This is a genomic window from Alteromonas sp. DY56-G5 (genome assembly GCF_041414725.1).
GTDB lineage: Bacteria > Pseudomonadota > Gammaproteobacteria > Enterobacterales > Alteromonadaceae > Alteromonas > Alteromonas macleodii.
Window position 1 is genome coordinate 71,360 of the sequence record NZ_JANHZQ010000005.1, and the last position, 20,014, is coordinate 91,373.

At 46.3% G+C, this 20,014-nt stretch carries 19 protein-coding genes; 5 read left to right on the forward strand and 14 right to left on the reverse strand.

The genetic code is table 11. The annotated features are described in order from the left end of the window. Nucleotides 1-21: 21 nt before the first annotated feature. The 3 genes from NO989_RS03710 to rarD all read left to right on the forward strand — a co-directional run bounded on the left by NO989_RS03710 (nt 22) and on the right by rarD (nt 3,102). Nucleotides 22-534 (forward strand): thioesterase family protein, encoded by a 513-nt coding sequence (locus tag NO989_RS03710; RefSeq protein WP_052247383.1) that lies wholly within the window; start codon nt 22-24, stop codon nt 532-534. Between the two features lie 86 nt (nt 535-620). Continuing rightward, nucleotides 621-1,958, forward strand: a complete 1,338-nt coding sequence (locus NO989_RS03715) for a magnesium transporter (protein ID WP_014977961.1) — start codon at nt 621-623, stop codon at nt 1,956-1,958. Between the two features lie 229 nt (nt 1,959-2,187). Next, nucleotides 2,188-3,102 carry an EamA family transporter RarD gene (gene rarD, locus NO989_RS03720; protein WP_014947843.1) on the forward strand — a complete coding sequence of 305 codons (915 nt, stop codon included), beginning with the start codon at nt 2,188-2,190 and terminating at the stop codon, nt 3,100-3,102. 66 nt (nt 3,103-3,168) lie between these two features. Here rarD and NO989_RS03725 read toward each other — a convergent pair whose 3' ends face one another. Both NO989_RS03725 and uvrD read right to left on the reverse strand, forming a co-directional pair. Next, on the reverse strand, nt 3,169-4,446 hold the full coding sequence (locus NO989_RS03725; protein ID WP_014977963.1) for a diguanylate cyclase: 1,278 nt from the start codon (nt 4,444-4,446) through the stop codon (nt 3,169-3,171). A gap of 42 nt (nt 4,447-4,488) precedes the next feature. After that, complete coding sequence (gene uvrD / locus NO989_RS03730) at nt 4,489-6,660, reverse strand: DNA helicase II (protein WP_156085743.1); 2,172 nt, start codon at nt 6,658-6,660, stop codon at nt 4,489-4,491. 463 nt (nt 6,661-7,123) lie between these two features. On the opposite strand from uvrD, the gene cysE reads away from it, so the two are divergent. After that, on the forward strand, nt 7,124-7,930 hold the full coding sequence (cysE, locus tag NO989_RS03735; protein WP_014947845.1) for a serine O-acetyltransferase: 807 nt from the start codon (nt 7,124-7,126) through the stop codon (nt 7,928-7,930). Between the two features lie 97 nt (nt 7,931-8,027). On the opposite strand, the gene NO989_RS03740 is transcribed toward cysE, so the two are convergent. The 9 genes from NO989_RS03740 to NO989_RS03780 form a co-directional block, all read right to left on the reverse strand. After that, entirely contained in the window at nt 8,028-9,536 is a 1,509-nt protein-coding gene (locus tag NO989_RS03740; RefSeq protein ID WP_069943525.1) for a diguanylate cyclase, read from the reverse strand. A gap of 168 nt (nt 9,537-9,704) precedes the next feature. Then, nucleotides 9,705-10,445, reverse strand: a complete 741-nt coding sequence (locus NO989_RS03745; RefSeq protein ID WP_371342050.1) for an HAD-IA family hydrolase — start codon at nt 10,443-10,445, stop codon at nt 9,705-9,707. Nucleotides 10,446-10,465: 20 nt separating this feature from the next. Continuing rightward, entirely contained in the window at nt 10,466-11,386 is a 921-nt protein-coding gene (xerC, locus tag NO989_RS03750) for a tyrosine recombinase XerC (protein ID WP_061439024.1), read from the reverse strand. A 5-nt stretch (nt 11,387-11,391) separates the two neighbouring features. Then, nucleotides 11,392-12,087 (reverse strand): DUF484 family protein, encoded by a 696-nt coding sequence (locus NO989_RS03755; protein WP_014947849.1) that lies wholly within the window; start codon nt 12,085-12,087, stop codon nt 11,392-11,394. Next, on the reverse strand, nt 12,084-12,914 hold the full coding sequence (gene dapF / locus NO989_RS03760; protein WP_014947850.1) for a diaminopimelate epimerase: 831 nt from the start codon (nt 12,912-12,914) through the stop codon (nt 12,084-12,086). The genes NO989_RS03755 and dapF overlap by 4 nt, the downstream gene beginning before the upstream one ends. Before the next feature lie 35 nt (nt 12,915-12,949). Then, on the reverse strand, nt 12,950-14,200 hold the full coding sequence (gene lysA / locus NO989_RS03765; protein WP_014977968.1) for a diaminopimelate decarboxylase: 1,251 nt from the start codon (nt 14,198-14,200) through the stop codon (nt 12,950-12,952). Further along, nucleotides 14,200-14,436 (reverse strand): lipoprotein, encoded by a 237-nt coding sequence (locus tag NO989_RS03770; protein ID WP_014975353.1) that lies wholly within the window; start codon nt 14,434-14,436, stop codon nt 14,200-14,202. The genes lysA and NO989_RS03770 overlap by 1 nt, the downstream gene beginning before the upstream one ends. Before the next feature lie 12 nt (nt 14,437-14,448). Further along, nucleotides 14,449-15,516, reverse strand: a complete 1,068-nt coding sequence (locus tag NO989_RS03775) for an MJ1255/VC2487 family glycosyltransferase (RefSeq protein ID WP_049587089.1) — start codon at nt 15,514-15,516, stop codon at nt 14,449-14,451. A gap of 1 nt (nt 15,517) precedes the next feature. Beyond that, on the reverse strand, nt 15,518-16,036 hold the full coding sequence (locus NO989_RS03780) for a phosphatase PAP2 family protein (protein ID WP_014947854.1): 519 nt from the start codon (nt 16,034-16,036) through the stop codon (nt 15,518-15,520). A 345-nt stretch (nt 16,037-16,381) separates the two neighbouring features. On the opposite strand from NO989_RS03780, the gene rraA reads away from it, so the two are divergent. Continuing rightward, the gene (gene rraA, locus NO989_RS03785) at nt 16,382-16,867 is read left to right on the forward strand and encodes a ribonuclease E activity regulator RraA (protein WP_014947855.1); all 486 of its coding nucleotides are present in this window, start codon (nt 16,382-16,384) and stop codon (nt 16,865-16,867) included. 117 nt (nt 16,868-16,984) lie between these two features. On the opposite strand, the gene NO989_RS03790 is transcribed toward rraA, so the two are convergent. The 3 genes from NO989_RS03790 to mpl all read right to left on the reverse strand — a co-directional run bounded on the left by NO989_RS03790 (nt 16,985) and on the right by mpl (nt 19,859). Further along, nucleotides 16,985-17,794 (reverse strand): S1/P1 nuclease, encoded by an 810-nt coding sequence (locus NO989_RS03790; protein WP_014977970.1) that lies wholly within the window; start codon nt 17,792-17,794, stop codon nt 16,985-16,987. Nucleotides 17,795-17,796: 2 nt separating this feature from the next. After that, a complete protein-coding gene (locus NO989_RS03795) occupies nt 17,797-18,429 on the reverse strand; it encodes a flavin prenyltransferase UbiX (protein WP_014975357.1) in 633 nt (210 codons plus the stop codon). Between the two features lie 71 nt (nt 18,430-18,500). Continuing rightward, nucleotides 18,501-19,859 (reverse strand): UDP-N-acetylmuramate:L-alanyl-gamma-D-glutamyl-meso-diaminopimelate ligase, encoded by a 1,359-nt coding sequence (gene mpl / locus NO989_RS03800; RefSeq protein WP_081099320.1) that lies wholly within the window; start codon nt 19,857-19,859, stop codon nt 18,501-18,503. Nucleotides 19,860-20,014: the final 155 nt, after the last annotated feature.

Consider the following 20,014-nt stretch of genomic DNA (forward strand, 5'->3'; position numbering starts at 1 on the left):
TCAATTCATCAAGGAAAGCGAGTGGATAACAAAACGACTAATAAAGACGAAGCTAAGGGCAGCGAAACACTAAACCATGAACTAATGATTAAACATGTAATTGCGCTTTTTCGTGATACTATGCCGTTTAACCAGTTGCTGGGCTTGGAATTTGTTACTGAAGGAGAGGGGCTGGATACACAGATCTCCCTGCACCTTGATTGGCAACCAGCGCTGACCGGCAATCCAATGCAAAAAATCCTACACGGCGGTGTAACAGCGACTATGCTAGACACCATCGGTGGTTTAGTTTCAATTGTAGAAACCATCAAACAAACCGCACGTGAACACCTTGCGGACCTTCAAGTTAGATTGCCCACCATGGGCACAGTCGATATGCGCGTTGACTACTTAAGGCCGGGAAGAGGCGAGCGCTTTGTTGCGACAGCCACGATTATACGCAAGGGCAGTAAATTAGTGGTTTGTAGAATGGAATTGCACAATGAAAAAGGCGATCATATAGCCTTTGGCACGGGTACATATATGCTGGGATAGCAGTGTCTTAATAGGTTTGCATCATCCCACAATGCCTGTTGTTACGTTGTGTAAAGGAAGTGAGCGGTATTAACGGGAGGTGTAGCATGGCAGAGCCATTACCAGACTTAATTGAAGAGATTGTTACCGAAAGTATGGGTGACGATCCGGCGACCTTGTTAGCCACCCTTGCGGGGCAAGACGAGGTATACATCGCATCACTGTTAGAATCGTTGCCCGTAGAAAAACGTTTGGCGGTATGGGAAGGCATTCCTCGCGACCGTAAGCTCGACGTATTGGTTGAGATGCGTAGCGACCCCCGTGAAATTCTTATCGACAATACGCCGCACGACGAATGGGCATCTATTTTTGCTGATATTGACGCAGAAGATTTACTGGAACTACTCGATTCATTGCCAAAACGGCTTGTCGATATGGCCTATGAATCACTTGATTCTAAAGAGCGTAAGTACTTCAGAGAAGCGACACAATTCCCCGATAACCAAATAGGGCACTGGGTTAACCACGAGCAGTTAGTGTTACCTTCGAACGCGAAAGTGCGCGAAGGGCTACGCTTATTAAGACGTGACATACCTCAGCATTGTGACAGCATTTTTTTGGTGAACCGCTCAGGTCAATTTTCCGCGCTAGTTAAAATTAGCCACCTCTTCAATGCGCAAGATCACGTGTCGCTATTCGACTTGTCGGAAGAAAGTGTGACGACCATTCAAGGGGCGGACGACACTATGAATGCGTCGCTACTTGTTCAACGTTCTGGGCTTGCGTCGCTGCCGGTAGTTGACGAAAACAACAAGCTTCTCGGCCGATTAGATGTGACCTCTGCAAGTGAGTTGGTCAACGAGTTTTACGAACGCCAAGTGATGGCTTCGGCGGGTATGGATGAGGACGAAGATTTATTCTCGCCTGTGGCCAAAAGTGCGAAAAATCGTGCCCTTTGGCTTGGCATTAACTTGCTTACCGCATTTTTAGCCTCGTGGTTTATTGGATTGTTCGAAGGCACCCTTCAACAAGTGGTTGCCCTTGCGGTACTGATGCCGGTAGTGGCAAGTATGGGAGGCATTGCAGGTAGTCAAACGCTAACCCTGATTGTACGCGGCTTGGCGTTGGGGCAGGTCACGCCTGCCAACTTACGGGCGCTGATGGTGAAAGAGCTTAAAGTAGGCGGCGTTAATGGCGTGATTTGGGCCTTGGTAATTGGCGTTGTTGCTTATTTCTGGTTTACCGATGCCATGTTAGGGTTGGTTATCTGTTTGGCCATACTGTTCAACATTGTAGCCGCCGCACTTGCAGGCGTGTTTGTACCTGTAATATTGGACAAGCTGAAAATAGACCCAGCACTGTCGGGGTCGGTCATTTTGACTACCGTAACCGACATTGTAGGCTTTGTAGCCTTCTTAGGTTTGGGCACACTGTTTCTGCTGTAGCACCATTCCCGCGATAAACCTTGTCCTGTTTTTTCATGACGAACGCATCTTAGGCCCCATTGAATGAGCACATTTAGTGGGGCTTTTTCATTTTTTGTTAATTGCGTTTCATTAATTATGCCGCTTGTTACACGTCCTTTGCCGCATTGGAAAGCGTTAAGGGTTGTGAATTCACCTAACCTGATAAACAATACGCGCCTTCTTCCCCCGAATTTCGTTGGAGTCAGTCTTGTCTAAGCAAGCCAGTGCCGCTCAAGTCGGCGTTATTTGTGCAATTGCCGCATATAGCATGTGGGGTGTCGCACCTGTTTATTTCAAACAGTTGATGGTATTGCCGGCAGCTGAAATCCTGATGCACAGGGTAATTTGGTCTGTGGTGCTTTTGGTTGGGCTTATAGCCGCGCTAAAGCAGTGGCCCAAAGTGGGCGCCGCCTTTCGCAATAAGCGCGTTATGCAGATTTTATTCGTTGCAGGGTTGTTACTCGGGGCGAATTGGCTCTTGTTTATTTGGGCAATTAATAACGACCATATTCTTGATGCAAGCCTTGGCTATTACATCAACCCTCTTATCAACGTATTTTTAGGGCGACTTTTCTTAGGTGAAAGGTTGCGTAACTTACAGCGTGTAGCCGTTGGGCTTGCCGTTATTGGCGTGGCTATTCTTATTTTCTCTTATGGCCACGTGCCGTGGATTGCCCTGGTGCTTGCGGGAAGTTTTAGTGTGTATGGCTTATTGCGCAAGCAAGTGGCTGTAGACTCGCTACCCGGCCTATTCATTGAAACTTTAATGCTCTCGCCATTCGCTATTATTTACTGGGTCTTCTTTGGCTCTGAGTACAGTAACTTATTTAATAACGACGCCACGCTAAATACCCTTATTTTAGCGGCTGGCATTGTAACTACCGCGCCACTACTTTGTTTTACCGCTGCAGCAAGGCGCATAATGTATTCAACGCTGGGCTTTTTTCAGTACATTGGCCCAACGCTTATGTTCATTCTGGCGGTTTACCTGTACGGCGAACCGCTTGAAGAGTCGCGCTTGGTGACCTTCGGCTTTGTGTGGTTTGCGCTTATCTTGTTTAGTGCAGATTCGCTAGTTAATTACCGCAGTCAGCGTAAAGCGCGAAAGCTAGCGGTGGAGTAGGGGCTTTTGCGCACCAGTCTTTAATTAAACGTCGGACAGCTAAGCGGCAGTTGATTGAGTGAAAAGCTAAAGCAGTGAAGCTTGCTCTTGCTGAGGAACATCTGGTGGTTCGCACTTCACTTGGTTACGCCCACTATTTTTGGCGGCGTAAAGCTGCTTGTCGGCAAGGCTTAGTAGCTTATCTACGCGCTGAGTGTGGGCGCCACTTACCCCAATACTGCAGGTCACTTTAATGTCGCTTTTAGGCAGTTGAATAATTTCCGCTTCCACCACTTTTCTGAAGTCGTCTAGACGCTCACAGGCTTCTTTTAGTGGTGTTGACGGCATGTATATACAAAACTCTTCGCCACCAAAGCGGGAGATAATTTCGTCCGGAAAATAAAACTCAATAAGGGCCGCCATGGCTTTTAGCACAATGTCACCTGCGTCATGGCCATGGGTATCGTTTATCGATTTGAAAAAGTCTAGGTCAATAAGGGCGAGAGCGTGATCCTCAGACAGGTTTTGGTGTTGTACAGTAACCATGTAGAAGAAGTGGCGCCTGTTAGGCAAACCTGTTAAATAGTCGGTGTTGGCCACACGACGAATTTCTTCAACGCTCTCAATATATTCCACGTTCTGCATCACGCGACACAAGAACTCTTCATGACAGTAGGGCACTCGCAAGAAGTCATTTGCACCACTTTTAATAAAGTGCGCAGACATTAACATGCCTTTGCCTCCAGCAACGCCCATAATTGCCAGCTGCTCTTTCGAAAAGGCTTTTCTTAAACTGGCGACAAAGTGCGTGCCTGTCATATCAGGCAACGTGTTGTCAGTGATAACAAGACGTACGTTTTTGTGTTCAGACAAGCATTGCATAGCGTCTGTAGCCGTTAGGCATTCAAACGCAATAAAATTATGGCGCTGAAGTAATGAAACGGTTTTTGAGCGCAACACCCGATTAGTGCTTACCACGACGACACCAGTAGACTTGTTTTTTTCTAATCGGCTAATAAGACGATTGAGGTAGTCGTAGTTCTGCGAATTTTCTTTGGGAATGTAATCGACAACGTCACGTTCTAGGACTTTATCGCGAATAGCGCTATCTAAACTTTCTGTTGTAGCAATGGTGGGAATGAAAGACTCAACAGTAAAGTCGATGGCTTCGCCTTTTGGTGCATCGGGAAGCGAGTATGCAACAATAGCACACAGAAAGGTTTCCGGCATATTTTGCGAAAACCGTGCTTTGCCTTCTGTCAGCGACGTTGCGCCAACGGGGGTAAGACCAGCCCGGCGTACTAATTTCGCTATAAGTTCAAGGTTGCCTTCACCATTTTCGATGATCAGCACGTGTTGCTGCATACATTTCAACTTAGGTTTAGGCTACCTTGCCTATTAATAATGTTACGCTTTCTCCAGCTTTGCGTAAGCAAGTACCAGCCATTTGCTGCCAAATTCGTCGAAGTTTACTTGAACTCGACCGTGCTCACCACTCCCTTCGTAGTTAAGTACGATCCCTTCGCCAAATTTACGGTGTACAACTCGCTCACCTAAACTAAAGCCCGTTTCTTCAAAACTGGCGTGCGACGTCGCTTGGCTAAAGCGGTTGTGCACGGGCCGCGAAATAGTCGATTTCAGTCTAACCTCTTCAACGCAGTCTGCTGGCATTTCGCGAATAAATCGAGAAGCAGTATGATACTTATCTTGGCCATAGAGTCGACGACTTTCTGCATAAGTAATATACAACTTTTGCATTGCTCTGGTCATACCAACATAGCAAAGTCTGCGTTCCTCTTCCATTCGACCTGGCTCGTCGTTAGTCATTTGGCTAGGGAACATGCCTTCTTCTACACCTGCTAAGAATACCAGTGGAAATTCAAGGCCTTTAGCGGTGTGAATGGTCATCATTTGCACGGCATCCTGGTCTTTATCCGCCTGGGTTTCACCTGCTTCCAGCGACGCATGAGCTAGAAAGGCTGCCAGAGGCGACATTTCTTCGGCTTCTTCAGGCACGATAAAAGTTTTACATGCAGTAACCAATTCTTCTAAGTTTTCTAGACGTGCTTGGGCCTTTTCTCCGCGCTCTGCTTGGTACATGGCGTACAGACCAGACTGGCGAATAGCCTTATCGGCTTGTTGGTCAAGGGGCTCATCTAACGTGGATTGCTCTAGCTCAGTAATTAGCAACACGAAGCTTTGCATAGCATTTAGCGCGCGGCCTTTAAAGCCACCTTCATTAATGAGCAACTGACACGCCTGCCACATTGAACAGTTGTGCATTCGCGCGGTGTCGCGCACTTGCGATAAGGTTTTCTCACCAATACCGCGACTTGGGGTGTTTACTACACGCTCGAAAGCTGCATCGTCGTGCGGGTGGCTCACCATACGCATATAGCCAAGGGCGTCTTTAATCTCTTGGCGTTCGAAGAAGCGCAGACCGCCGTATATGCGATACGCCAGCCCTTCGTGCAGCAAGGCTTCTTCCAGTACTCGAGACTGGGCGTTGTTTCGATAAAGAATAGCGGTATCAGTAAGGGCGTTGCCTTGATTAAGCCAATCTTTGATTTTCGAAACAATAAAGCGCGCTTCATCTAGCTCGTTGAAACCCGCATATACAGAAATCAGCTCGCCTTGCGCGTCTTCCGTCCAAAGTTCTTTCCCTAAACGGCCCGTATTGTTGTCGATAACCGTGTTCGCCGCTTTAAGAATGTTTCCTGTAGAGCGGTAATTCTGCTCAAGGCGAATAGTAGTAGGCTCGTTGAAGTCTTTCAGGAAGTGCTGAATATTATCTACGTTCGCGCCGCGCCAGCCGTAAATAGACTGATCGTCGTCGCCAACAATCATAATGTTATTATTACCACCACTACACAGCATACGAAGCCATGCGTATTGGATATTGTTGGTATCTTGGAATTCGTCTACTAACACTGCACGGAAACGACGTTGATAGTGGGCTAATACTTCTGGGTTTTTAGCCCATAATTCATGTGCGCGTAGCAACAGTTCAGCAAAATCTACCAAGCCTGAACGGTCACAAGCGTCTTGATATGCCGCATAGACTTCGCGCATGGTCTTTTGAATATGATCGCCGTGGGTTTCAATGTGCTGAGGGCGCAAGCCTTCGTCTTTGTTGCCATTTATGTACCACTGAATTTGACGAGGCGCCCAATGCTTTTCGTCTAGGTTCATGGCCTTCAGAATGCGGCGAATAAGTCGATACTGATCATCCGAATCAATTATCTGAAAATTCTCAGGCAAGTTGGCTTCTGCATGATGCGCGCGTAACAGGCGGTGTGCAAGCCCGTGGAAGGTACCAATCCACATATTGTGCAGGCTGCGACCCATCAACGACTCTATTCGGCCGCGCATTTCTTTGGCTGCTTTATTGGTAAAGGTCACTGCCAAAATAGAAAAAGGGGCGATGTTTTCGACTTCCATTAACCACGCAATGCGATGCACTAATACGCGGGTTTTACCACTGCCCGCGCCAGCCAAAACTAGGGCGTTAGATAGTGGGGCTGCTACTGCTTCACGCTGTTTGTCGTTTAGCTCGTCTAGCAGTCGAAATACATCCATAGTGTGGTACCTGTTAGTTGATAGTGTTATACATTCAGCAGCGCGCTATTATGCCACCTGCCTGTTAATTTATACAGTCCAGTTTTTCCCAGTGAAGATAAATTTCAACGGCATTATACGCTCGTGTGCAATCATGATTTTAAGTATTATTTAATGAAAGATACGAGCGCTCTGAACGTTCTATTAAATTAATGGAAGCACTCAGTTAGACGCAGCGAGAGAGCAGAGTGCTTTAACGATGTGTACATGTACGATACGGTTATTAGCTATAACGAATTAATTCGATAAATTGATCGAATTATGCGCTTGGTCGGTATCACATCGGTATTGCATCACATCAAACTCAGGTAAACTTTTACGCGTTCCCTTTTGTCAGCATAGATATGCCCAGCAAGGAACAAGTTTAGATCGCTTACCCAATTTTCTGATAGAACACAGCATTTTTATATAACGGGACATGCTCATGACCGCACTTACAACGCCCATCGATTTTTGGTCTACGCTAAAACAAGAAGCGCAAGTTGTTGCTGAAAAAGAGCCTTTGCTGTCTAGCTATGTGCATGCCAGTGTTCTTGCACATCACAACTTTGAATCGTCGCTTAGTTTTATTCTGTCGAACAAAATGGCAGACGACGTCATGCCTGCGCTCGCCATTCGCGAAGTTTTCGATGAAGCTTACTTACTTGAGCCAGGCATCAGCGAAGCGGCTATTGCTGACATTCTAGCGATTAAGGCGCGGGATGCGGCGGTCAACGATTACCTTACTCCCTTACTTCACTTTAAAGGTTTTCATGCTGTGCAAGTACACCGCATGGCGCATTACCTTTGGGTTCATGGGCGTCATCAGCTTGCTTTATTCTTACAAAGCCGCAACTCGGCAAGCTTTGGTGTAGATATCCACCCTGCTGCGCGTATAGGTAAAGGCGTCATGTTTGACCATGCAACTGGCATTGTAGTGGGCGAAACTGCAGTGGTTGAAGACAACGTATCTATTTTGCAGAGCGTTACATTAGGTGGTACCGGTAACGAGTCGGGCGACCGCCACCCTAAAATTCGCCAAGGCGTGTTAATTGGCGCTGGCGCCAAGATCCTTGGAAATATTGAGATAGGTGAAGGCTCAAAAGTAGGCGCTGGTAGCGTTGTACTCAATAGTGTTCCAGCTCACGTTACTGTGGTGGGTGTTCCAGCTAAAGTGGTTGGGAGACCGGTTTGTCAAAGCCCATGTGAATCCATGCGCCAAAACGTACTAGAAGATAACTCCCACGTATAAAATTGGGGTCAGAGTACATTTCTGCTTTCGTAATAATGGGGTCAGAGTACATTTTTGTCTTCAGCGTATTTGAGCGATTAAATGTACTCTGACCCCATTATTTGAGGGTTATTGTGTTGCCGCCTTTTTCTTTTGATGCGTAGAGTGCCCGATCGGCGCGCTGAATGAGCGTCTCGAGTGTATCGCTTTGCTGCATAAGAGTGACGCCGAAGCTCGATGACAATGACACTTCTGAAATAACGATTGCGTTTATACCTTCACGTACCTTTTCCACCAAATTAAGGGCGTTTTGCTCGCTGATATTAGGCAGAAGCAGTACAAATTCGTCGCCGCCGAAACGGGCAAAAACATCAGCTTTACGCACAATATCCTTCGTCACCTGACTTAATCGGCGCAATGCGTTGTCGCCGTCTACATGGCCTAATTCGTCGTTAATACGTTTAAACTTATCTAAATCAAACATAACGAAATAAAGCGAGCTTCCAGATTCACGGCTCTGAGCCATTTCTAGTGCGCTGCGCTGGGCCAAATACTCCCGCGTATAAGCTTGGGTTAAGGTATCCACAAAAACACGGTCTTTGAGCAGAGCATTGTCTGCTTGTAACTGAGGAATGGCTATACCAAACAACGCGTTGGCTGCAATAACGTTGAGTGCAAACTGATACACTTTGACGTAATCCATTAAGGCGAATATATGCACCAGCAAAACAATGCATAGGCTGCTTATTGCAAGGCTTATAACATTGCGCTTTGTACTTTCAGTACACGCTATCCACATGTGGGTAATGGCGAGAAAAAAGATAGCAAATGCACTGTCACGAGACTGGGTAAGTTTTGCCAATAACATGACGAATAGTATGAGGGCCAAATTGATTGCCACTTTTTTAAAGTAGCTGTGTAAATCGGATGAAGCGCAGTTAGAAAATGCCAAGAGGTCTATTTTAGAAGCCGCACTTATTTTTACTAACAAGCCAGCAAAAAGAGGTGCAAGCACAACAACACCAGCCATATCCCCTATCCAAAAGGGCAGCATCGCATCTTTAATATCCGCCGCTGACATCTGATTAGTGAGAACAAGTGAACCAATGACTAGTTGCGTAGCAACTAACGACGAAATACAGCCGATGATTAAGAACGAGACGATTAATTGGGGTGTGGTGACGTCGGGCTTTCTCAATAGATGGCCGAGAACACTGGCTCCTGCATAGTAAGGGAGCATATGTGCAACGCCGAATAACACGCCGCCCCACATCATTTCTACGTTACTTAACGGCAGCAAGTAGTTATGACCATTCCAGACGGTAATCGCAATGGCGGCCACCATAATAGGCACTACCGCGCGCCAACCTAAAACTAAGAAGCATGCAAGGGTGTAGCCTGCCGCAGGAAACCAAACACTGGCGTGTTCAGTGTATTCAACAATGCGTCCAATTTGCCATATGGCAATCCAAGACAAGATAATAAATACATCTTGATACAAGCCAGACAGTGGCTTAAACGGCCAAAAAGAGCGACCTGTCTCGGCATGTTCATGAACATTCGAGGTTGGCTTATCTACCTTGGACGCTTGTTGCGACCTTGACTTCGAGATAGCAGGTTTTTCCATGAGGACACAAAAACTACGACTCCAGTTTTCAGTGTATAACGAGTGAGCGTTAAAATCTATACGCCCTAAGTGCGGCTCTCTAGACCTTTAAGAATGCGGCTTACTCAAAGGTTAACATCTCGCAAAAGAATGAGTAGTAAAGGTCTGTATTTTCGAGATAAATAGCGCCTAGACAAATTGAATAAGCTCTTCTAATGAATCAAGCTGAACGTGTGGAAGTACTGAAACGGGTTCAAATTTCAACTGCATTGGACGATTACATGCAAACCAAGCCGACTGATAGCCGGCATTAATGGCACCGAACACGTCTTTAATAATATTATCGCCCACATGTAAAATGTGCGACGGCGTTACCTTTACCAGTGAGGCCGCTTCATCAAACATGTTTTGAGCAGGCTTCATGGGCCGTTCCACACTGGCGTGCAAGATCGCCGTGAAATAACGGTCTAATCCTACTTTTTGCGCGTTTACATTGCCGTTAGTAATACCAACGAGCGGTAAATGCTGGCTAAGTTTATCGAGGGTCTGGTGCACATTACTGGCTAATGCAAAATCGCTTCTTGCGTCATAAAAACAATTAAAGCAGCTGTCTACAGCAGCACGTAATGCAGTATCTTCTGTAGGGACTATTGATAACTGGTTTGCTGGCGTGCCAGATAGTGCAGCGCTTAAAACAACGCGACGAAGCTGCCCCATATCAGAAGCCAACCGCGCGTCTTTGGCGATAGCCGCACGTTTAAGCTGTAGCCAATCAAGTGATGTTAGCTTAGCTGCCTGGTGGTGATGTTCAGCAATATGCGCTTGAAGGGCTTGCTCTGCGCGTCGAATAATAGGTTCATTATTGTAAAGGGTGTCATCAAGGTCGAAGGTCATAGCCTCGACGTTATTGATAGACCTGAAAAACTGCATGGGGAAACCTTCTAGTAGCGTTATTTCTTGTGTGCGCGAGGGTGAGCCGCGTCATAAACCTTAGCGAGATGCTGAAAATCCAGATGGGTATAAACTTGTGTCGTTGACAAGTTAGCATGACCTAATAGCTCTTGAACCGCACGCAAATCTCCGCTGGATTCTAATACGTGGGTAGCAAAGGAATGGCGCAGTTTGTGAGGGCTTACTTTTTGTGACAACGACTGTTCGCTTGCCATTTTATCGAGGCGATTAGCGACTTGTCGATTGGATATGCGGGTTTTGCGCTTACTCACAAAGACCGCACTTTCGTAAGGTGATGCGTAGGCAGAGCGTACCTTTAACCACGCGTTAAGTGCTTTTTGTGCGTGTCGGCCTAACGGAAGTATTCGCTGTTTACTTCCTTTACCCATGACCTTCACCGTACCGTCCTTTAGACAGTCGGCCAAATTAAGACCAGTCAGTTCGCTCAAGCGCAGTCCACAGCCATAAAGTAGCTCAAACATAGCCACATCACGTAATTGCATACCCTCATCGTCGTCACTGCTTTTGGGGGAGGCATTAAGAAGCTGCTGCATTTCATCTACGCTTAGTTGCTTAGGCAATGGCTTCCCTTGTTTCGGAGCTTGAATACCTTCTACAGGGTTGCTGAATAGTTGCTGATGATCGATAAGATATTGGCAGAAGGTTCTAAGTGCCGATAGGCGCAATGCTATACTGCGTGGGCTGTGCCCTGACATCTTTGCATCAGCCATTACCCGCTTTATGTCGCTCGGCGTCAGCCCCGACCACTCGTAAAGCCCAAGTAGCTTTGCAACTTCTGTGAGCTGGCGCTGATAATTTTTAATAGTGTGAATTGATAAGCCGCGTTCTACCTGTAGATGTAGCAGAAACTTATCTAGCCATTGCTGGCAAGGCTCGCTTATTAATGCGTCCGTAGACACTACACCTAATATCCCATCATTTCAGGCAATATGATATTAAGCACTTGCTGAAGCTGCTGAAGTAACAAGGTGTCCATATCTGGGGTAAAGTGGCTGGCATCACTGCTGCTTATACCTAAAATACCGAGTTCACGGTTGTCACCAAGCAGCATTAGCGCTACAGACTCCGCAGGGCTTTCTCCGAAAAGAAGCTGGCGTTCGTGCTGAGATAATCGACCAAAGAAAAAGTTGGTATTTTTAAAACGTTTTTCAGTAAATAAGCGTTGCTGTAGTTCGGGGATCGCGTGCGGACCTTTAAAGCTCTTAATGACCGCCGACGACAATTGTAAACGCTCTTGAAGCACATCTTCCAAAGTAAACTGAACTTCGGCAACACTTTCACAGCGCAGAAGCTGCACGTTTAAATCGGTGTAAACGCGATATATTTTTTCGTTTTGTTTAGCGATGCTCACCAGCTGATTGAGTTTAAAATTAAGCTGCCTAACTTTCTTTCGAAGCTGATCGCTTTGAATTTCTACCAGTGAAACACTGCCTTTCTGCTCGTGGGGAAGCTTAATTTTTTCAAGAAGGTCGGGGTGCTCGGCAAAGAACTCAGGGTTTTGCAACAAGAACGCGCGCACATCGGCACTCGACAATTCCGTTGTGTCGTTAAATGGCTCAATCAATTGCGTAGCGTTAGACTGCCCTGATAATTCGCTCATAGATTTATATGTCCGTCGTACACGTGCTCAGCAGGCCCTGTCATTTTTAACACGTTATCTGGGCCAGGCCAGCGTATACGTAAACTGCCTCCGGGTAAGTCTACCCGCACATCTTTTCCTAATTTACCCTGAATCTGGCCAATTGCAACCGCTGCACAAGCGCCGCTACCACAGGCCAAGGTCTCACCTGAACCTCGTTCAAATACGCGAAGTTTAATGTGTGACTCATTGATTATTTGCATAAAGCCAACGTTTACGCCTTCAGGGAAGCGTTCGTGCTTTTCAACAAGCGGACCAATCTCGGCCACATTAGCAGTATCAACGTCGTCGACTTCCATTACGCAATGTGGGTTACCCATCGATGCCGATCCAATGAATAGCGTGCTTTCGCCGACTCGCAATATGTAGGTGTTTTCTTGCTTATTGGCTTTAAGTGGAATATTCGCAGGTTCGAATTCAGGTTTACCCATGTTCACAGTAACCTGACCGTCTTTCTCAAGATACAGCACCATTTTTCCAGCTTTGGTGCTTACGACAATTTTGTTGCGATTAATGAGACCTTTTTGCTTAACAAAGCGTGCGAAGCAGCGCGCGCCATTGCCACACTGTTCTACTTCCGAACCATCCGCATTGAAGATACGATAGTGGAAGTCTTGCTCAGGATCGTAAGGCGGTTCCACCATCAACAGCTGGTCGAAGCCAATGCCGAAGTTTCGGTTAGCCAGTTGCTGAATTTTTTCTTTAGAGAAAAAGACGTTCTGAGTAACGTTATCAATAACCATGAAATCGTTACCCAAACCGTGCATTTTAGAAAATTGAACCTGCATTAAACGCGCATCTATCTTGTTAGTTTGTCTCTAGTTTACGGAAGTTTGTACTCACCTTGCCAGAGATCTTTTTGTTTTTCTCTTTCGCGAACCACAATTGCTTTGTCACCGTCTACCATAATCTCGGCTGGACGACAGCGGCTGTTGTAGTTTGACGCCATAACAAAACCATAGGCACCGGCGCTGCGAACGGCAAGTAAGTCTGTTGGTTCAATGGCTAATTCACGATCTTTTCCTATAAAGTCACCAGTTTCACACACTGGGCCTACTACATCGTAAATACGTGGTGTTGCCGTAGTTTCTTCTTTTACAGGAATAATTTTTTGCCAAGCTGAGTAAAGTGCAGGGCGTAATAAATCGTTCATTGCAGCGTCGACAATGGCGAAGCTTTTTTCTTCACCTTCTTTAATGAATTCAACTTCAGTAACTAAAATACCGGCGTTTGCAGCAATAGCGCGGCCTGGCTCAAGAATAAGCTTTAGGTTTTCACGGCCTACCATTTTTTCAGCCATGGCTTGTGCATAGGCTTTAGGATGAGGTGGTTGCTCGTTGTTATAAGTAACGCCAAGACCACCGCCCACATCTAAATGCTCAATGATAATGTTGCGCTCGGCTAATTCATCAATAAGCAGAAGCAGGCGCTCAAGCGCATCTACAAATGGGCCAATTTCTGTGAGCTGTGAGCCGATATGGCAGTCCATACCAACTACATTTAAATGAGGTAGCGATGCGGCCAATTCATAGGTGGCCAGTGCACGTTCACGGGCAATACCGAATTTGTTCGCCTTCAAACCCGTAGAAATATAAGGGTGAGTTTTTGCATCTACATCCGGGTTTATGCGAAGTGAAATAGGGGCTTTTACGCCCATTTCGCCCGCAACCTGGTTAATGCGGTGAAGTTCAGGCTCCGATTCTACATTGAAACACATAATGCCTTGTTCTAAGGCGAAACGGATTTCGTCGTGTTTTTTACCTACGCCTGAAAATACAACCTTACTTGTATCGCCACCGGCTTCGATTACGCGAGCTAATTCGCCGGCTGAAACGATATCAAAGCCTGAACCTAATTTGGCTAGAGCGCTTAATACACCGATGTTCGAATTCGCTTTTACCGCGTAACACACAAGGTGAGGATGCTCACCAATGGCATCATTAAATGCGTGCCAGTGACGCTCTAACGTTGCACGTGAATAGATGTAAACCGGCGTTCCATGCTGGGCTGCAATATCAGAAACAGCCACTTGTTCAGCATGAAGCTGACCTTGGCTGTAGGCGAAATAATCCACTAGTTCAGCTCTCCAGAAGTAGTTGCGGGTGAAGTGTTATTGGTGTCAGAGTCGGCGCCGGTTTCTGCATTTTCAGAGGACGCTGGTTCAGCAGACGTGTTTTGTGCAGGCGCCTCAGGAATGTAGAGCGCCCCTTTGTAACCACAGCCACATAATGCTGTGAGCGTTAGCAAGAAAACAACTGACTTTTTAAGCACGAAAAATCCCGCGAAGAATACGACAAATGCCGCTATCATCGCATTGCGGCGTTAAATTGCAAGAGCCAATAATCGTTCTTGTGTTTTATCCCCATATCGAACGTTTTTCCAAAGCGCATCGCACAGGCTTTGCGTATCAGAAAAGTCTTTGTTTTTAAGCCAATCGATAAGAATGTTGGGGTTGTCTGGAAAGGCAATTGCTTCGTTGTCAGGAGCTTCTAGCCACTCTTCAACAATGTCGGTATCAAGTTGAAACAGGGTTTGGCATAAATCCAATTTATTTAACGTAAGCACATTCGATAGTTGCTCAAATTGGCCGTGTAAAGGTTTTATAAGCAGCTTCTTGCCCAGTTGAAGTGCCTCACTCGATAGCTCAAACCCCCCATTGGCAATTACGCCGCTGGCGTGCTGTAGGGCTTTTTGAAAGTGCTTCTTAGACGTTGGGTGCCAATGAATATGTCCCACTTCTTTCGCTTCATCGATGTTCGGGTGGAAGCATTCGAAAACCTGATCGCTTAGCGGTTCCAACATTTGTTGAACATCTTCAATATCTTCAAAAGGTAAGTAAACCAGAACGTGACCATTTCCCGAAGACACAATCGGCTTTTCTGCAACGAATGGCGGAATAATTGGTTGGTTGAAGTGATACCAGTGTACACCTAGTTGAATCTCTGTTGGTGCAAACACTTTCATTAGCAAGGAGTCGAAAATCGTGTTGCCACTTTTAGGGACGTCGTAGGCAAATGCAGCCTGATGGCTAATCGAAATAGAAGGTAGACCTTGCTGTTTAGCTGCCCACGCCGTAACGGGCTCAAAGTCATTGACCAGCAAATCGTAGTTGCTGGTATCAAAGGCTTTCACGTCTTTAATAAACTGGCTTACATTTGCATCTTTAACGGTCGCCCATTTATCAACCCGACCTCCTTTGGTGATAAAGCTCAGGCCAGTAAAGGTTCGGTATTCTCCGAATATTTCCATGTCGAAATACTTCTCAGGGGGGCGACCAGTAAACACAAAGTCAACGTTAATGTCATCGCGCTGTGCCAGAGCTGCAGCCATTATTCGCGCACGGGCGATGTGTCCGTTACCGGTGCCTTGCACACCATACAATAATCTCATGCTACCCCAGAATAGAAATGCTCAACGTTGCTATTGTAACGCCTAGAAGCGTCCCTGCGATCACGTCTGATGGGTAATGAACACCCAGTAAAACACGTGAAAGACCAATTAACGCGGCCCAGCTGTAAGCCAATACCGCAAACGATGGATAATAATGAGCCACTATGCTCGCCATCAATGTGGCTGCTGCCGTGTGGCCTGAAGGAAGAGAAAATTTATCAGAAGGCGTGACATGTGCTGTTAAATTCATTAGAAAATCGCAAGGGCGAGGGCGCTTGAACATTTTCTTAAGCAGCACATAAATGGGTAATTCCAGCGCATAAGCCATCAGCGCTGTGTAGAGGAAAAGCTCACCGTGTTCAGGCTCAAATGCCCAAAGCAGCGCACCGATAACAAGGTACAGGTAACCATCGCCGGTTTTCGACAGCCAAATAATACTTCTGCAGTCTCTTTTTTGCGTCAGTTTGTACAGGCGATAAAACAAGTCAGTATCGTATTTGGTCAAGGATTTAATCAACATCGCCTTGTCCCCTATCGGTTAATTACTGCACAGGCTAAAGTTCATCTGTGACCAGTGGGTGACGAAAAAAAGAAACTTTTTTGACAGCGAGCTTCGCTTTTACTTTTGTCCTGGCGAACAGATATTGGGAATGGCTGTAAAAGACAAAAGCTAAGCAAAATATGTGCTCATTTGGGGGAGAGGGGAGCAAGTTTTGATGAGTTTTAAAAAAAGTAGAAAATTCGACGAAAGGCGTGAAATCAAACGTTTGCATTGCCACATTTAATGCTATGCTAGTTTTAGAAGCGTAAGCAGCGCTTTGTTTTCACTTAATTTTAGTCTTCTCAATTTTAGTAAGGCAGAACGATGGAATACAACACATCTGAATTATGCGATTTGTTTGCTGATAGCGTAGACGTGGTAGATCCAATTTTCGCGAGCTTTGGTGGCCGGTATTCTTTCGGTGGTGAAATTACCACAATTAAATGCTTTGAAGACAGAGGCCTTATCGACCGAGTACTTGCTCAGCCCGGCGCTGGAAAAGTACTGCTTATTGACGGCGGTGGTTCTAGCCGTCGTGCACTGTTCGATGCATCCTCTGCTCAAGTTGCAATCGACAACGATTGGGAAGGGGTTGTGATATACGGCAGCGTGCGAGAAGTTGATAGCCTTGCCGAATTAGATATCGGTGTTTTGGCGGTAGCCGCCATTCCAGTAAATGCTGAGTGTGAAAGTATTGGTGAGGTAGACGTGCCCGTTAACTTTGGTGGCGTAACGTTTTTACCAGAAGATCATTTGTATGCTGATAGCACGGGCGTTATTCTCTCTCCTGAGCCGTTAGATTTAGACTAAACCTTTTTGGTTAGCCAAATGCTACTGGTAGCGAAATAAATGATTAATTAAAAAGAAAACGGAGGCCAAAAACCTCCGTTTTTTATCTTTTACTGCGCCAGCTAGGTTGAAGCGAGACTATTTATTCGCTTCTTCGAACACGCTATTCAAATACATGGCAATGCGAATTCCCGCCATCTGCAAACGCTTTTTAGCAGTAGGCAGGTGGTTGTATAAGTAGTCATAGCTCATATTGTTTGCGTCATCAGGATAAATGGTATCGCGAATAGCGGTGCTTTCTTCAATCCACACCATAGGGTCGGTGGTGGCCCAACTGCGAATATCCTTAGCCGTAATAGCTTTTGTTAACCAAGACGTCCACTCTGAGTACGACAGGTCACGCTGATCTAGCATTTGCGAGTCCCACACGCGATGTAAGTTAGAGTCTTGCCAGAAGAAGCGCACTTTTACATCGTTACCGCCACGATCAGTTCCGTTTCCGGCATGAAGCGGCTGATGAAGGTCGCCAATAATATGCACAATGAACTGAAGGGCCAGACGCTTTTCTTCAACGGTGGCGGTGTCGCTTTTTAACGTTTCAGTAAACTGCTTTAACGCGGTAACCGCATCACCTTGCTTTGGTGCGCCAACTTCTTCGTAGGTCTTTCCTTCAGGTACAGATACATAGTGCCAAGGGCTAGCGGTTTTCTGCCAAAATTCGCTGGGGTCAGAACGCATTTCGTCAGCGTGAGTTGAGGCTTCAGCCAACGAACCGTGTGGTAATAACTCCATTAGTGCAGCTTGTGAAAGAGGGCTAAGATATTGCTCGGCAATAGCGCCAGTCACTCGGTGACCGGTTTGCCCCCATCCGAAAGCGGGTGATGAAATACACAATGTAAATAGCGTGCTCAGCGCAACTGCGCAAATCCTGTTTGCAAACGCGAACATGGTTAATCCTCAGAATGTTTGGAAGACTGGTAGCCCCATCTTGCGACAAGAGACTGCTCAATACCTAGGTGGTCTAGTATGCGCGCCACCACAAAATCTACCAAGTCATCGATAGTTTTAGGATTGTGATAAAAGCCAGGCGCTGCAGGCATAATAGTAGCACCCATTTGCGAAAGCTTGAGCATATTTTCTAGATGAATAGAAGAAAGTGGCATTTCACGAGGCACCAAAATAAGTTGTCCACGCTCTTTTAGAACGACATCAGCTGCGCGCTCAATCAGGTTGTCGCTAGCGCCAATGCTAATGGCCGACAGGGTGCCTGTTGAACACGGGCAAACCACCATTTTTGCGGGGGCCGCTGAGCCTGAAGCTACTGGTGAAAACCACTCTTCTTTGCCAAAAACCTTGATTTGGTCTGGCTTTGCATTGCAATGCTCGGTAAAAAACGCGGCAGCGTCTTCGGGTCGCCCGGGAATCTTGACGTTCTCTTCGGTGGCAAACACCACTTTGGCAGCGGAAGAGATTAATACATACACCTGATAATCGGCGTTAACTAGCGATTTCAATAGTGTAAGCGCATAAGGCGCGCCAGATGCGCCTGTGATAGCAAGTGTGACTTGCTTGTCATGTTTCATTGTATAGCCTCTGTAGATGACAAGCATAATGCGCTTGTCTATCGGGTAACACTTCGTTTTATTCTGTCTATTTACAATTTGGACTTCATTTTTAGGGCGTCGAGTAATCGGCCATGAATGCCTTCAAAACCGCCGTTACTCATTACAAGAATATGATCGCCCGGTTGTGCTACGTTGCAAACGCCTTGAACGATCTTCTCAACATCTCTGAAGCAGTGCGTAGGCGCGTTGCTGTGCGCTACCGAATCGACTAACGACCAGTCCATGCCTTCAGGTTCAAAAAGGTAAACCTCATCGGCTTTCTGCCATGAGTTTGCCAGCGTATCTTTGTGCACACCCATTTTCATCGTGTTAGAGCGCGGCTCTAGCACAGCCAGAATACGGGCATTACCCACTTTCTTGCGCAGTCCATCAAGTGTAGTCGCAATTGCAGTAGGGTGGTGTGCAAAGTCGTCGTAAAGGGTGATGTTGTTTACTTCACCCTTTACTTCCATGCGACGCTTAACATTCTTAAAAAATGATAAGGCGTCTATGGCATCAGGTAAGGTAACACCTGCATGGTGGGCGGCAGCGATGGCCATTAAAGCATTGTCCACATTGTGTTGACCAACCAAAGCCCAGGTTACCGTTCCAGCTATAACGCCGTTATGTAATACATTGAATTCACTGCCGTCCTTCTTTAACAGTTCTGCATGCCACTCTTTGCCCAACGATTGGCGAGAAGACCAGCAACCTTTCTTGAGCATATCCTCAATTGCGGGCGTATTGTTAGGTGTAAGAATAAGCCCGTTTTCTGGCACCATGCGAACCAAATGGTGGAACTGGGTTTGAATAGCCCCAAGGTCAGCAAAAATATCTGCATGGTCAAACTCAAGGTTGTTAATTACCAAGGTTTTTGGGCGATAGTGTACGAACTTAGAACGCTTATCGAAAAATGCGCTGTCGTATTCGTCAGCTTCAATGACAAAGAAGGGGCTTTCACCCACGCGAGCCGATACGCCAAAATTCTCTGGTACGCCGCCAATCAAATAACCAGGGTTAAGACCAGCGTGTTCTAAAATCCACGCGACCATACTGCTAGTTGTTGTTTTACCGTGGGTACCTGATAACCCAATGACCCAACGATCTTTTAGTAAGTTATCAAGCAGCCATTGTGGGCCGCTAGTGTAAGGCAGGTTTCGGTTTAACACGTATTCAACGGCGGGGTTACCGCGCGACATCGCGTTACCAATTACTACCATATCTGGCGCTGGATCAAACTGGCTTTCGCAATAACCTTCGGTCAACTCAATGCCTAATGCTTCAAGCTGGGTGCTCATGGGCGGATAAACGTTTTTATCAGACCCTGTTACTTTGTGGCCGAGTGATTTAGCAATAGCGGCGATGCCGCCCATAAAACTTCCACAAATGCCTAAAATATGTACATGCATAGCGCATTCTCAATGAATTATCATGTTATTGGGGTACTGTATCAGAACCCCGTGGCCTATAGATAATTCAATTTTAATCATTCAGTAAATGCCTTAAGCCGTTGTAATACGCTAAACACCTATGAATCTATGATGTGCAAACTGGTATGGTGTGT